General features: G+C 56.8%; 9 protein-coding genes. 8 read left to right on the top strand and 1 reads right to left on the bottom strand.

Annotation, left to right across the window (positions count from 1 at the left end):
- Window positions 1-3: 3 nt before the first annotated feature.
- The 7 genes from O9H32_RS24875 to sbnB all read left to right on the top strand — a co-directional run bounded on the left by O9H32_RS24875 (window position 4) and on the right by sbnB (window position 12,979).
- Complete coding sequence (locus O9H32_RS24875) at window positions 4-1,269, top strand: hydroxymethylglutaryl-CoA synthase family protein (RefSeq protein ID WP_269868825.1); 1,266 nt, start codon at window positions 4-6, stop codon at window positions 1,267-1,269.
- Complete coding sequence (locus O9H32_RS24870; protein WP_269868824.1) at window positions 1,266-2,033, top strand: enoyl-CoA hydratase/isomerase; 768 nt, start codon at window positions 1,266-1,268, stop codon at window positions 2,031-2,033. Before O9H32_RS24875 ends, O9H32_RS24870 begins: the two co-directional genes overlap by 4 nt.
- 15 nt (window positions 2,034-2,048) lie before the next feature.
- Window positions 2,049-2,798 carry a polyketide synthase gene (locus tag O9H32_RS24865; RefSeq protein WP_269868823.1) on the top strand — a complete coding sequence of 250 codons (750 nt, stop codon included), beginning with the start codon at window positions 2,049-2,051 and terminating at the stop codon, window positions 2,796-2,798.
- Between the two features lie 206 nt (window positions 2,799-3,004).
- A complete protein-coding gene (locus O9H32_RS24860; protein ID WP_269868883.1) occupies window positions 3,005-5,266 on the top strand; it encodes a type I polyketide synthase in 2,262 nt (753 codons plus the stop codon).
- A 43-nt stretch (window positions 5,267-5,309) separates the two neighbouring features.
- The gene (locus O9H32_RS24855) at window positions 5,310-10,901 is read left to right on the top strand and encodes a non-ribosomal peptide synthetase (protein WP_269868822.1); all 5,592 of its coding nucleotides are present in this window, start codon (window positions 5,310-5,312) and stop codon (window positions 10,899-10,901) included.
- Between the two features lie 37 nt (window positions 10,902-10,938).
- On the top strand, window positions 10,939-11,934 hold the full coding sequence (sbnA, locus tag O9H32_RS24850; RefSeq protein WP_269868821.1) for a 2,3-diaminopropionate biosynthesis protein SbnA: 996 nt from the start codon (window positions 10,939-10,941) through the stop codon (window positions 11,932-11,934).
- Window positions 11,927-12,979 (top strand): 2,3-diaminopropionate biosynthesis protein SbnB, encoded by a 1,053-nt coding sequence (sbnB, locus tag O9H32_RS24845; protein WP_269868820.1) that lies wholly within the window; start codon window positions 11,927-11,929, stop codon window positions 12,977-12,979. Before sbnA ends, sbnB begins: the two co-directional genes overlap by 8 nt.
- Window positions 12,980-13,210: 231 nt before the next feature.
- Here sbnB and O9H32_RS24840 read toward each other — a convergent pair whose 3' ends face one another.
- Window positions 13,211-13,723 (bottom strand): DoxX family membrane protein, encoded by a 513-nt coding sequence (locus O9H32_RS24840; protein ID WP_269868819.1) that lies wholly within the window; start codon window positions 13,721-13,723, stop codon window positions 13,211-13,213.
- 229 nt (window positions 13,724-13,952) lie between these two features.
- Here O9H32_RS24840 and O9H32_RS24835 point away from each other — a divergent pair, with 229 nt between their 5' ends.
- Window positions 13,953-14,831 (top strand): polysaccharide deacetylase family protein, encoded by an 879-nt coding sequence (locus O9H32_RS24835; protein WP_269868818.1) that lies wholly within the window; start codon window positions 13,953-13,955, stop codon window positions 14,829-14,831.
- Window positions 14,832-14,951: the final 120 nt, after the last annotated feature.

Genomic DNA, 14,951 nt, shown 5'->3' with positions numbered 1-14,951 from the left:
CAGATGATTTCAGCCGGAATAGAAGCAATGAACGCTTTTGGCGGTACGGCCAGCTTGAATGTGAACGAGCTTGCCAAATACCGGAGGCTCGACACGGCCCGATTCGAGAACTTGTTAATGGTGGAGAAAACGGTTGCCCTTCCGTATGAGGATCCGGTCACTTTTGCCGTTAACGCAGCCAAACCGATCGTCGATGCGATGTCCGAGGAAGAAAAGAACCGCATTGAGATGCTGATCACATGCACGGAATCCGGCATCGACTTCGGTAAATCCATCAGCACCTATGTGCATCATTATTTGGGCCTGCACCGCAACTGCCGGTTATTCGAGATCAAGCAGGCATGCTACGCAGGGACCGCCGGTTTTCAAATGGCCGTAAACTTCATCATCTCCCAGGTTTCGCCGGGGGCCAAGGTGCTCGTTGTCGCAACGGACATTTCCCGTTTCTTGAAAGCCGAGGAGGGAGATACGCTTGCTCCGGACTGGTCCTTCGTCGAACCGAGCGGCGGGGCGGGTGCCGTAGCGATGCTGGTCTCGGAGAATCCAATCGTCTTCGAGGTGGATCCGGGGGCCAACGGATATTACGGGTATGAAGTGATGGACACCTGCCGGCCGGTACCCGACAGCGAGGCTGGCGATGCCGATCTCTCGCTGCTCTCGTATCTTGACTGCTGCGAACAGACCTATCTCGAGTACGAACGGCGGGTGAGCGGGGTTCATTACCGCGATACCTTCGGCTATATGGCGTATCATACGCCGTTCGGTGGCATGGTCAAGGGAGCCCACCGAACGATGATGCGCAAGATGGTCAAGGCCAAACCGGCGGACATCGAAGCGGACTTCGAGTCGCGTGTGCTCCCGGGCATGTACTATTGCCAGCGGGTGGGAAATATCATGGGGGCCACGCTGTTCCTTGCGCTGACGAGCACCATCGATCTCGGCAGCTTCCCTGTGCCCAAGCGGATCGGCTGCTTCTCTTACGGATCGGGCTGCTGCTCCGAATTTTTCAGCGGCGTCGTTTCGCCGGAAGGGCAGGAGCGCCAGCGCAGGTGGTCCATTGGCAGTCAGCTGGCGAACCGTTATTCCCTGTCTATGGATGAATATGAAGCGGTCTTGGAAGCAGGGGATCTGATCAAGTTCGGCACACGCAACGCCAAGCTGGACCACGGGTTTATCCCGGGGGCAGCCCGCAGGCTGGACCAGCCCCGGCTTGTACTGGAAGAGATCAGCGGTTATCACCGCCGTTATCAATGGAAGGGCAGCTTATGAGCCCTTCCTACAAGACGATTCTCGTGCGTCAGCAGGGGCCCGTGCTGTTCATTACGCTGCACCGCCCGGAGGCTGGGAATTCGATCAACGTGCGCATGATTGACGAGTGCTCGCAGGCGCTCGTCAGTCATGCGCAGCATGCGGCAGTCGTGATCTTGGAGGGGCTTGCGGATGTATTCTGCTCGGGAGCCGACTTTCAGAGTGTGCGGCATACCTCGGCGGATACCGATACCCTGGACGTAGCGGAGCCCTTGTACACCTTGTGGGAGCAGCTGGCCCAAGGCCCCTTCGTCTCTATCGCGCATGTCAGGGGCAAAGCCAATGCGGGTGGTGTCGGCTTCGCTGCAGCATGTGATATCGTCATTGCCGAGGAAACGGCGGTGTTCAGCTTATCGGAAATGCTGTTCGGCCTGTTCCCGGCCTGCGTCCTGCCATTTCTGGTCCGGCGCATCGGCTATCAACGTGCCCATTATTTGACGCTGTCCACACAAGGGATAACAGGCCGGCAAGCAAGCGAATGGGGACTTGTCGACGTATGCGGAGCGGACAGCGGGTTACTGCTCCGCAGGCATATTCCGCGTTTGACGAGGATATCCAAAGAAGCAGTAATTCACTACAAGTCCTATATGTCCAAGCTTCGCAATGACATCCCTGCCGCCAGGCAGGAGGCGGTTCAAGCGAACCGCCGGATGTTCGCTGACCCGGGGAATCTCGCACGGATCAGCAGGTTTGTTGAAACAGGACAATTTCCATGGGAAGCATAGGGGAGCGAAGCGGCTATGATGGAACAGATTGTAACAATCAGTGAGCTGGAGCCCGGAATTCTGCTGCTCCAAATGCAGGACCGCGTGAATAAAAATATGCTTACACCGGAGATGACTTCATCGCTTCAGAATGCGTTCCGGCGGATTGGGGAGATGCCGCAATGCCGGGCTGTGATCTGGACAGGGTATGACAGCTACTTCTCCTCCGGGGGGACCAAGGAAGGCCTACTTTCTATTCACGCGGGAAAGGCGGTATTTACCGACGCTTCCGTTTTTCAATTGTCGCTGGAATGTCCTGTTCCCGTTATCGCTGCGATGCAGGGACATGCGATAGGCGGCGGTTTTTCTATGGGCCTGTTCGCTGACTTTATCGTATTGAGCCGCGAAAGCATCTATACCGCCAATTATATGAAGTACGGCTTTACACCGGGTATGGGAGCGACCCTGATTATGCCGCTTAAATTCGGGTTCCCGCTGAGCAGCGAAATGCTGATGAGCGGAAATAATTACCGGGGCATTGATTTGGAACGGCGCGGAGTTCCTTTTCCCGTCGTATCCCGGAGCGAGGTGATGACGGCCGCTCTGGAGACAGCCAGAGACTTGGCACAGAAGCCCCGTCACTCCCTGATCACGCTGAAGCGCCATTTGACCAAGCACCTCCGCCAGCAGCTGCCGGGGATCATTGAAGAAGAGATGGAAATGCACCGGGAAACCATTCATCAGGATGAAGTGAAAGAACGGATCACGGCGCTGTTTGGAAATTGATTTTCATTATAGACAGGTTAAGAGGGAGATACATGAACGCACAAGCGATCTTACGGTCTCTACAAGAGGGAACCATCAGCATGGAGGAAGCTAGGCGCAGACTAAGTGAGGTTTCGCAGCTGAAGCAAAGGGCAGATTCCACTCAGGAGCCGAAGAAATCAGGGGTATCGGAGCCTTCAAGTTGGGCATCGTCCCCCTACTTGCCGATGGAGGAAACCGGCAGGCTGGAACGTACGGCGGCAGCGCCGGGAATGGAACCCGCACCAGGAAATAAGAATGGAAGAGGGCCGAGGGATCGGAAGACGGCGGCAGCTGAGGCGATCGCTATCATTGGCATGTCCGGCCAGTTCCCTAAGGCCGATACGCTGGAGCAGTTTTGGATCAATCTGAAGGAAGGCCGAGATTGCATAAGCGAGGTGCCCCCAAGCCGGTGGGATATGTCATTCTATGACGCGGACCCGAATACTCCCCTAAAAAGCTATTCGAAGTGGATGGGCGTCCTGGAGGAAGCCGACCGGTTCGACCCGCATTTCTTCCAGATCTCTCCTGCCGAGGCGGAGCTGATGGATCCCCAGCAACGGCTCTTCCTGGAGCACTGCTGGCGTGCTTTGGAGGACGCGGGCATTCGTACTTCGGATGTTGCGGGCAGCCGCTGCGGGGTATTCGCCGGCTGCTCTGCGAACGGTTATGAGCAGCTTATGGGAGAAGAAGGCCTCAGTGCCTATGGGTTGGTGGGAAGGTCTATAGCCATTCTCCCCGCACGAATTTCATATCTTCTGAACCTGAAGGGGCCATCCATGGCCATCGACACCTCCTGCTCCGCCTCACTCGTCGCCATGGCTGAAGCCTGCAACAGTTTGGCGCTCGGGGACAGCGACCTCGCGCTGGCAGGCGGGGTATGTGTGCTGACCAATCCGGACATGCATATTATGACCAGCAAGGCCGGGATGCTATCTCCTGACGGGCGCTGTTTTACATTCGACAATAGGGCGAACGGCTTCGTGCCCGGCGAAGGGGTAGGCGTCGTCCTGCTGAAGCGGTTATCGGATGCGGAGCGTGACGGGGACCTGATCCACGGTGTGATCTGCGGCTGGGGAATGAACCAGGACGGCCGGACCAATGGCATTACGGCTCCCAGCGGCCAATCCCAACTTGAACTGGAACGCGATATATATGAACGCTTCGGCATCCACCCGGAGACGATTACGATGGTGGAAGCCCATGGGACGGGGACGCGGCTCGGCGATCCGATTGAGGTCGAAGCCCTTACGGATTCTTTCCGGCATTACACGGAGAAGGCGGGTTACTGCGCTCTGGGCTCGGTCAAAAGCAACATAGGCCACCTGCTCACGGCCGCCGGGGCGGCAGGCGTGATTAAAGTGCTTTTGTCCATGCAGCACAACATGCTGCCGCCTACGATTCATTTCCAGAAGTTAAACGACCATATCTCGCTGGAGAACAGCCCGTTCTACATTAACAGCACGCTGCGGACTTGGGCAGCGCCATCGGATGGACGAAGACGTGCTGCAGTAAGCTCCTTTGGCTTCAGCGGAACGAACGCCCACCTTGTCCTGGAGCAGTACGTTCCTTCGGGGAACTTGTCGTTCCCGGAAGGGGCGGGCATAACAGCGGAGGCATATGGGTTCATCTTCCCGCTGTCCGCCCCTGATGCGGACGGTCTCAAGCGGTACGCAAGGAAGCTTCGAGATTGGCTAGAAGGCAGCGAAGTGTTCCATGACACCGGAAAGCTGCAGTCGCTCGCTTATTCGCTTCAGAACTCCCGGGAGCCGATGAGGGAACGGGTCGCCGTTCTTGCGGCCGATGCAGCCGGGCTGCTTCAAGGGCTCAGACATTATCTCGAGGGGCAGTTGTCCCCCTGCTTGGTGACAGGCGCGGAGACAACCGAGCCCAGCGGCTGGCAGAGCGGGCCTCTGCGGCTAGGCGGTTTACCGGAAGCGGCTGCCGGAGAGCTGCGGCGTCTTGCTTGCCGGTGGGCCGGCGGCGATACGGTTCATTGGCAGGAGGGATACAGCAACCGTCCCGAACGTGTAAGGCTTCCAGCCTTTCCGCTCAACAAAGAGCGCTATTGGGTTCGTAAGCCAGCCATCGTCCCGTCGCCTGCTCCACAGGCGGCTTCGCATTCGGGCCGCTCAGCTGATCCGAGATCGTATGTATATGGTCTGTTAGCTCTTCATAACCTGGGGCCAGGGCCGGATGAATCCGAAGGCTCATTCGATGAGGAGATGCCGTTCAGCCAGATGGGAATCGACTCGCTGGTTGCCATCCATGTTCGCAATACGATTATAAAAGATTACGGTATCGAGATCACGATGGGACAATTGATGGACGGTTTACATACACAGGAGCTGATCCGATTGCTGCAGCGGGGGGGCAGCGCACCGGAACCTCTAGCGGCCGTCCCATCGGTTGCTGCGGGCAATAAGGAGCGGCAGTGGTTAGAATTGTAAACCACGGCGCAAGAATGGAACGGACGACAAGAAGGAGGCTCCTATGGGTTTATTTTCCCTGCTTAACCAACTGATGCTAAAGGATATCGCTTTCAAAGTAGAGGAAGGCAAACTGCGTTACAGCGATGACCACGGGGCGATGACAGAGGAGCTGCGAATGGAGCTGCTGTCCCATCGCTCCGAGTTCGGCAAGATTACAAGCCTCGGAGACAGCTTCAGGCTGGCTCCGGTATCTCCCGCCCAGAAGGCCATGTGGATGATCCATCAATTCGATCCCGCCGGTACGGCCTATAACACCGTACTGGGCCTCCGTTTGTCCGCCCAGGTGGACGAATATGCGCTTGAGCAGGCCTGCCAGCAGGTAACCGACAGGCACAGCTCCCTGCGGTCCGTCTTCCGCAGCGCCGGGCCCGATGTGCTTCAGGTCATCTATGACAGGAAGCGCGTGCATTGGCAGGTATACGACTGCCGCACGTATTCGGAAGAAAGAGCCCGAGCCGAGATGACCCGATGCGGCAAGATGCCTTTCCGGCTCGATCAAGGGCCCTTGTTCCGGGCCGAGCTGTTCCGGCTTGCAGACAGCAGCTGCCTGGTGCTGACGGCTCATCATATTATCATGGACGCTTGGTCCTACCATTTGATCGTAGGCGAGCTGGAAACCTGCTACCGCTCATGGATCCAAGGCAGGGAGGCGGTCCTTGCACCTCTTTCGTACCCTTATGAAGATTACGTCAAAGATCAGCAGCGGATGCTGATGTCCCCCCAAGGCGAGTCGCTCGCCGCCTATTGGTGCAGGCGTTTATCCGGAGAGCTGCCGGAAGTCCGGCTGCCTGCCGATTACCCGCGGAAGACCGTACAGAAGGGCAACGGGGATTCCGTTTCTTTTGAAGTGGATTCCGGACTATTGACGAGATTATCACAGAGCATGGCCGGCACCGGCTGCAGTCTTTATGTCACGCTCCTCGCTGCGTACTTGGTGCTGCTGCACCGATTCACGGGCCAAGACGAGCTGCTGGTCGGAACCCCTGCGACAGGAAGAACGAATCCGTCTTGGACCGGCGTGGTCGGCTATTTCATCAATGCCGTTGTGATCCGGGCGGATTGCGGAGGCGAACCTAGCTTTTCCGACTTTGCCCGGCAGGTGAAGCAGACCGTACTGGAAGCACTGGAGCATCAGGAATATCCGTTCGCCTTGCTGCTGGACAAGCTGGGTTTGAAGCCGGATGCAAGCCGGCAGCAGCTGCTCCAGGTGATGTTCGTCTTCATCGATGATATCCGGAAAGCGCAGCAGGCTGGCAGTACGGCAACAGAGCTTTGGATGCCGTTCGACCTGCCTAGTGAAGAAGGGCAGAACGATCTCATGCTCGTGATGACCAAGCTGGGTGAGCGGTTCGCGGGTGCATTCCGCTATGATGCCGATCTGTTTGAAAAAGACACCATCCTTCGAATGGCAGGCTGCTTTGTTACCCTGCTGCAGAGCATCGCGGAACAACCGCAGCTGCCGATCAGCAGGCTTGCCCTGCTTAGTCCGCCGCAAAGGCTCCTTCTGCTCGAGCAGTGGAACGATACGACGGTACCCTATCCGCGTGAATACCGGCTGCACGAGCTGTTTGAACTGCAGGCAGCCCGAACGCCGCATGCTTTGGCCGCACAAGACAGCACAAGATCTCTTACCTATGCCCAGCTGAATTCCTATGCGAACGAAGTGGCGCAAGCGCTGCTGGACCGGGGAGCGTCGCCGGATGAGCGAATCTGCATTCTGGCGGACCGCAGCTGCGATTTCCTGATTGCCATACTGGGCGTGTTCAAATCGGGTGCGGCCTACATCCCCCTCGATCCGAAGCATCCGGCGAGCCGGCACCTTGGCATTATACGGGATAGCAAAGCCAAAGTGCTGCTGACCGGTCCGGGTCGCTCACTCTCCAACACCGGCGAACATCCGGGGGATTGCCCGGTGTTGCCGATTCATATGCTGTATGGGCGCCAGGAAGATTGCGGCAATCCGGGGATTCGCGTCACTGGCGACCATTTGGCTTATGTCATCTACACTTCGGGTTCCACAGGGAAACCGAAGGGCGCGATGGTGGAACACCGGGGAATGCTGAATCATCTCTATGCCAAAATCAACGAGATGTCGCTCGGCCCGGGGGATGTTGTCGTTCAAAATGCTTCCCAGTGCTTTGATATTTCCGTGTGGCAATTCCTGTCGGCCATCGTAATGGGGGGGACGACGCGGATCATGGAGGATGGGCTGGTCATGGATCCGGTTCCCTTCCTAGAAGCGGTTGCCTCTTCTGGGGCAACGGTCCTCGAGATGGTTCCTTCCCTGCTTCATGCGGTGCTGGATGTTATCGGCGCAAGAGCCGACTTGGCGGAGAAACTTCATAGTCTGAGATGGATGATGGTGACCGGTGAAGCACTTCCGCCCAATCTATGCGCGAGATGGTTCAACCGATATCCCTCCATTCCTTTGATTAACGCTTACGGCCCGACGGAATGCTCTGATGATGTGACCCATTATGTGCTTCACGCGCCGCCGCCGCCGCACACGGCCATTATGCCGATCGGCCGTGCGATTCAGAACACGCGCCTGTTTATTCTGGACCGTTATCTTGAGCCCGTTCCAGCTGGTGTGATTGGCGAGCTTTATGTTGCCGGCGAAGGAGTCGGCCGCGGGTATCTGAATGATCCCGAACGAACGCAGAGTGCGTTTCTCAGAGATCATTTGTCAACCGTGCCAGGCGGCAGGCTCTACCGGACGGGAGACAGGGCAAGGTATCTGCCCGGCGGGGACATCGAATACCATGGCCGGATCGATCATCAGGTGAAGGTACGCGGTTTCCGGATTGAGCTTGGCGAGATTGAAGCTGCGATGCAGAAGCTTCCGGGACTAAAAGATGCCGTCGCCGTCGCCAGGGGAGAGAATCTGGATGACAAGATGCTTGTCGCCTTTTGGCTTGCCGTTGAAGACCGGCCTGACTCCACGGCAACCGGCCGGCAGAGAGAGTATATTAGCATGCTGGTCCAGTCCCTGCCGGAGTACATGGTGCCTACGGTATGGGTGCAGCTGCGCCAATTCCCCTTATCTCCGAACGGCAAGATCGACCGGAACTGGCTGACCGCCCAACCGTTAAGTGAAATCACCAAGAGTTATGGTGTATCAGAACAGTCAGCGCATCTCGCACAGGGGATAAAGCTAGAGGAGCAAGATAGGACCGGGATGGCGGATCCGGGGGCTGGCCCATCCAGGAAGTTGGGGCCGGACGGCCATGAGGCCGGGACAGTGCCTAGCTTCCCTGCGGCTGAGCCTGTGCCGCAACGGCTGGATGAGAGGGAACTCCTTCTGCTGCTGCAAGGCTGGTTGGATCGGGATATCGGAGCCGTTATTGCCGGGCTAATGAACAAGAGTCCCGCTGAGTTGAACAACCGGGCGAATTTGATTGAGAACGGCTTTAATTCGATCAAATTCATATCGCTCAGCGCCAAGCTCGAAGAAATGTACAATGTGCGCATTGCACCGCCCCAATTTTTCGATTTTGCCACAGCGAACGGCATTATCCGTTATTTGATGGGCAGTCACCTGGAGGAGCTGACAACTTCCTATGCGGATGCACTGCGTCAGAGGGCAGCAGCCGCTGCTCCAGACGTCGCCGATCAGCAGAACAAGAGCTACGGGAAGCACGCTGCATCGGGGGAGAACGTAGGCCCAGCCGCAACGGCCACGGCCGAGAGGGAATATGAGGACTGGATGGACTCAGCTGTTGCGGTGATCGGAATGGATGCGCGCACTCCAGGCGCAGGCAGCGTATCGGAGCTGTGGAACAACCTCATTCACGGCATCGACGTCATCACCGAGATTCCCGAAGACCGATGGAACTGGCGCAAAGTCTCCGGGGAACATACGAAGGCCCGGTGGGGCGGGTTTATTGCCGATGTAGACCGCTTTGACGCCGGCTTCTTTGGCATCCCTGCTAAGCGGGCTATCCAGATGGATCCCCAGCAGCGCCTCATGCTGGAGACGGCCTGGGGAGCGGTGGAGGATGCGGGGTATAAAATGTCGCAACTGGCGGCCGGTCGCGCAGGCGTCTTTACAGCCGTAGCTTATACGGACTATATGGATGTGCTTCGCCAGAGCGGGTTTAACTTTGATCTGCATGCGGCGGCGGGCATGGAGCGTACCCTGATCCCGAATATGATCTCCCACTATTTTGATCTCACAGGCCCGAGTGAGGCGGTCGATACGGCCTGCTCCAGCTCGCTTACGGCACTAAGCCGGGGAGTGGAGGCGCTTCGCAGCGGGGCATGCGATACGGCGATCGTGGGCGCAAGCAATCTGATTCTGAGTCCGAGGCTGTTCATGGTATTCGACGAACTGGGCAAGCTGAGCAGTGACGGGCGGTGCAAGACCTTCGACAAGACGGCGGACGGGTATGTGAGGGCGGAGGGTGTCATCTCGGTCGTATTGAAACCGCTCAAGGCGGCAATTGCCGATCACGATCATATCCATGCCGTCATCAGGGGCTGCGTTACCCGACATGTCGGCCGTTCCAGCTCCTTTACCGCTCCCAAGGCAAGCGCCCAGTCGGAACTGTTGAAGGAAACCTGCCGACTTAGCGGCGTTGAGTTGTGTTCGCTGGATTACGTGGAGGTACACGGTCCGGGAATCAGCCTGGTGGACGCCGTGGAAGTGAATGCGCTGAACAGTACGATGAAAGAGACCTTGGCCCGTATGCCACTAGAGCGGCAAGCGTATTCCTGTGGCATCGGCTCGGTGAAATCCAACCTGGGTCATATGGAAGCGGCAGGGGGGCTTGCCGGCCTGCTGAAGGTGATATTATCCATGCAGCATGGAGTAATACCCGGCAATGTCAATATCAGCGAATTGAATCCTTACTTGGAGCTGGAAGACAGTCCGCTATATATCGTGAAATCGAATACGTCCTGGAAACCCGACATCGATCCGTCCGGCGTACGCAGGCCGAGAAGAGCCGGCATTAGTTCTTTTGGCGGCGGGGGTGTCATCGCTCACGCCGTAGTGGAGGAATATATCAACCCGCGCCTTGCAGCAAGGCCGCCTGTGACGGAAGGACTGGCGACAAAAACAAGGTATGCCATCCCCTTGTCGGCCAGGTGCGAACGCTCGCTTCATGAATATGCTGTCAAGCTGGCTGAATTTGTCGGACATCTGGTGCCTTCCAGTCCGAACGGAGGTCAGCGGCCGCCGCATCTCCCTGCGCTGCAGGATCTTGCCTACACCTTACAAACCGGCCGGGAGGAATTCGCAGAGCGTCTGGGCTTCACTGCGGACGGGCTGAACGAACTGTATGAGAAACTATCACGTTTTGTCCAGGGGACGCTGGAGCCCGATCAGTACTATAGAGGTTCCGCTGAGATGGTGGAAGAGACTGGCGGCCCCCTCGGCGGCATCGCAGAGAAATCCGGTCCGGAGAACCTGCGGTCAGCCTCTGCTGATGAGCTCTTACGGGGGTGGACTGCCGGTGAAAGGGTAGATTGGAATCAGCTGTACGATACGGACCTGCCTTACCGGATACCGTTGCCGACGTATCCGTTTCAAAGAGAACGTTACTGGGTGCAGACGCCAAACCCGGAAGTAGACTTGGTTACGAATCCATAGTACAAGAACCCAAATCAGGTGGAGAGTGATAAAGAAAATGACCAACACAACGCAAACGCGCGCATTCCCGGACGCAGGAATTCTCTCTTTAATCGGCAATACCCCTCTTTTGAAGCTGGAACGCCTCCTTCCGCAAAACCGCTTCCACCTGTACGGAAAGCTTGAGATGTGCAATCCGGGCTCCAGCATCAAAGACCGGACCGCGCTGAGCATGATCAGGGAAGCGTGGAAGCGGGGGGATATCAACGAGGGCACCACCATTATTGAATCGAGCTCCGGCAATTTGGCGGTAGGTCTGGCCCAGCTGGCGAATTATTTGGGTCTCCGCTTTATTTGCGTCCTGGATCCGAAGACGAATCGGCAGACGATCAAAATTCTACGCGCTTACGGGGCTGTCATCGACATGGTGAGTGACCCGGATCCGCTGACAGGGGAATACCTGCAGGCGAGAATCAACCGCGTCCAATGGTTGAAGGAGAACACGCCCAACAGCTTTTGGTGCAACCAGTATGCCAATCCCGATAACCCTCTTGCACACCGTAATCTCATGAGCGAGGTCATTGGGGCCTTGCAAAGTGAGCCTGACTATCTGTTCCTGTCCGTCAGCACCTGCGGCACCTTCCGGGGATGCTTCGAATATATTCATCATCACGGGCTTAGCACTCGGATTGTGGCAGTCGATGCGCAGGGGAGTGTAATCTTCGGCGATAAAGGGCGTGCCAAGCGGTTAATACCCGGTCACGGAGCGGCCAGGGTACCGGAACTGTTCCAGCCCGGTATGGAGTATATGCAGGTGCATGTGACAGATATGGATTGCGTGGACGGCTGCCGGCTGCTTCTGGAGAAGGAATCGATTCTCGCCGGCGGTTCTTCCGGTGCGATTGTTACGGCTATCAGGAAGCTGGAGCCGGAGATTCCCGACAATGCCACCTGCGTGGCGATTTTTGCAGACAGCGGCGAGCGTTACATGGATACCGTCTATTCGGAGGAATGGGTCCAATCTCATTTGCAAGGGGTGCATCTTCATGACTAATCTAGCCACACAGCAAGATCAGATGGTACTGCTCACCGGGGATGAAATCGTAGACATCTTGTCAGGGCGGGAGGTAGAGACCGTACAAATCGTGCAGGCCGCGTATCAGATACACAGTCTGGGGGACAGCGAGCTTCCTCACTCCACCTTTCTCCGGTTCCCTAACCGGGAGAGGGAACGTATTATTGCGCTGACCGCCTATCTGGGAGGAGATTTCCAGGTGGCAGGCTTAAAGTGGATCGCCTCATTCCCTGATAACATACACCAAGGGATCGAGCGGGCTTCCGCCACCCTGATTCTCAATGACATGAGAAACGGCCGTCCAAAAGCGATCCTGGAGAGCTCTGTGATCAGTGCGAAGCGGACCGCTGCAGGTGCTGCGCTGGCGGCGGACAAGCTGCTGGAGGATAAGCCGCTTCTTAAGGCCGGGATCATCGGCTGCGGGCTGATCAACTTTGAGACCTTCCAGTTTCTGATGAGCCTCAGACCGGAGCTTCAGACCTTGCTTGTCTATGATGTGGATCAGGGAAGGGCGGAGCAGTATAAACGCAAATGCCAGGAGTTGGCGCCTCATGTCAAGATACTCCTGATGCCTGAAATGGAATCCATACTGGCGCAGGCCGATGTGGTGGCGCTGGCCACAACGGCTGTGAAGCCGCACATTCAAGACCTGTCCATGTGTTCGCCGGACACAGTCATCCTGCATACCTCGCTACGCGACATAAGCGCCGATGCGATTCTTGCAGCCGATAATGTCGTGGATGACATAGACCATTGCTGCAGGGCTCAAACCTCCGTCCATTTGGCAGAGCAGCAGTCGGGCGACAGAACCTTTATACGCGCCACGATAGGAGATATTCTACTCGGTAAGGCCCGGGCGAAAGAGCGGGGGAAGCCAGTTGTGTACAGCGCCTTCGGTCTCGGCATACTGGATATCGCTTTAGGCGAATATGTGTATCAGCGTGCGCTGGAGCACCAGGCAGGGACAAGAATCGGTTCCTTCTTCCCTGCCAGCTGGCTGGAGAGAGAGATCAGCAACAGCTAGGTGGCGTGACCGTCTGTCTGGAATTAGGGGTTCACTGAAACCACAATGCGAGCAAGCCTCGTGTTGTGGTTTTTTTATGCCCATTTTACTTTACAGATGCAGGCTGCAATAATATTTCAAAAAAAATGCCCCTTGCTAAGGGGCATTGGAATGGGGTGAAGGATTTTCATTCATCGACTCAACTCCTTCGCTCTAACGGTAAAGGGAGTTTGTCTTCGCGCTGGCGAATGATTAGGCACTCTTCAAAGAGGGATCCTTACTCTTCCGTGGATTCAATACATGCTGAAGGTAAGGCAGGAACCACCGGTCTACGCCGATTTTGGAGGCATTTGCAGCCGCAGCCACGATCAGCAGCTCCATCACAACCATCTGGGGATTCGTGCTGGTTGTTCCCGAGAACATGTAAGCAAAATTCATGAGCATGCCCATCAATGCCGCGAAGGCGGTGAACGAACCCAGAATGAGGCCGAGGCCAACAAGCAATTCTCCCCAGGGGACCAGGATGTTAAAGATCCCAACATTAGGGATGGCAACACTTTGCAAAAAGTCGGCCCACCAGGGCTGCACGGACGGATTCTCTCCGCCCGCTTTCTTGACGGCTCCGAGCAGAAAGCCTTCAGCGCTGAACGAACCGCCGGCGATTTTTCCCCAGCCTGCTTTCAGCCACGACCAACCTAAGTAAATACGCACTGCAGTCAAAACAAAGCTGACAAGCAAGTTGTTCTGCAAGAACCGGATCAACATCAAAGCCACTCCCTATCCAATGAATAAATGAAAATCATTCTCATTATTGTGAATTTCCTGCCAGATGTCAACCAACTTTACATAAGCTTTACTATTTTGATCGATCATAAATTTTTATTTAGAATCCCCAAAACCGCTTAACAGCTCGGGAGCCATACGTTATACTCGTACAGTTAATTCGAACTGCAGGGAAGCCTGGCAGTACAGCATGAGGAGATGAGCTTAAGAAATGCCCAGGAAGCGCAAACCGCTGTGGGTCAAGGGGCTGCTGCTCGTCGCGGCAGTCCTGCTGCTGGCCGTATCGGCGTACCCCGTGGGTGCGCTGACCCACCGCGATCAGGTCGCCATCCTGACGTACCACCATATCAGCGAGACCCAGAAGAGCAGCGTGACGATTACACCGGAGCTGTTTCGCCGCCAGCTCACCTACCTGCTCGGCCAAGGGTATGCCTTCATTACCATGCAGCAGTTCCGCGAATACCGGACGGGCGGCTCTGTGCCGAAGCGGGCCGTGCTTGTCACCTTCGACGATGGCTACGAGAGCTTCTATGAGTACGCCTATCCCGTACTGCGCGAACTTGGGATTCCGGCGGTGAATTTCGTCGTCACGGAGGATTTGGGAGAAGGCCCCCCGCCCATGATCCCCGCTATATCGGCACAGCAGATCCGGCAGATCGCATCGGAGACGGACCTGATTGAATTTCAATGCCACTCCCACCGGCTCCATAAGAAGAAGGATGGCAAGCCGTTGCTGACGACCCGACAGCAGGAGGAAGGAGCGGAGGAGTCGCAGGAAGCTTACCGCTCTCGTATCCGGAGCGATACGGAATCCTGCATTCAGGAGCTGCAGCAGCTGGTCCCGCAGCCCGTGGATGCCTATGCCTATCCATTCGGCATGTACACGGCCGAGGCGTCGGAGCTCATCGGCTCTGCGGGCATCCGCTATGGATTCACGGTGAGCAGCCGCATGTCGGATCGCAGCGATGACCCGATGCAGATCCCCCGGATCAACGCGGGCAACCCGAGCATCGACCCCGAGCAGCTGGACAAGACGATCACACGGCGCGCCGTAGAGCGGATGCTGAAGGTGGATCTGCACCGGGAGTGAGGCAGCGGCGCTTGGCGCACACCAAAAGACGAGGCCGGTGCGGCCTCGTCTTTTGGTGTGCTGTCCCCTGCGGTATAATCCGTCGGTGGACAATACCGATCATGGTACTTCAGAGCGCTA

The sequence above is a fragment of the Paenibacillus caseinilyticus genome (assembly GCF_027533645.1).
GTDB classification, from domain to species: Bacteria; Bacillota; Bacilli; order Paenibacillales; family NBRC-103111; genus Paenibacillus_G; species Paenibacillus_G caseinilyticus.
Note: the sequence above shows the minus strand (reverse complement) of the source record. Positions and strands in the feature narration are given on the sequence as shown.